The following is a 282-nucleotide window of genomic DNA, read 5'->3' as shown; positions in this document are numbered from 1 at the left end:
TGGGATATTTAGGTCAATTTCGATCGCCAGAGCTTCTCGGTTAAAATCATCGACGACATTGAAAGTCCGAAAACGACGGCCACATGTCAGCGCGTCGTGCATAACATCAATCGACCAGCTTTGGTTGAGGGCTTCTGGCGTTGCCAGCGGAGCCGGATTGCGCACCGGCAGGCGTTGTTTACCCTTACGACGAAAATTCAGTTTTAGCAGACAGTAAATCCGGTGTACACGCTTGTGGTTCCAGACATGGCCCTGCCTACGAAGCACCTGAAAAAGCTTCTT

At 50.7% G+C, this 282-nt stretch carries 1 pseudogene; it reads right to left on the bottom strand.

The features are described 5' to 3' along the window. Positions 1-282 (bottom strand): annotated as a pseudogene (locus YALDO0001_RS19585) (IS3 family transposase); the annotation flags it as partial.

It is taken from the genome of Yersinia aldovae ATCC 35236 (genome assembly GCF_000173735.1).
GTDB classification, from domain to species: domain Bacteria; phylum Pseudomonadota; class Gammaproteobacteria; order Enterobacterales; family Enterobacteriaceae; genus Yersinia; species Yersinia aldovae.
Note: the sequence above shows the minus strand (reverse complement) of the source record. Positions and strands in the feature narration are given on the sequence as shown.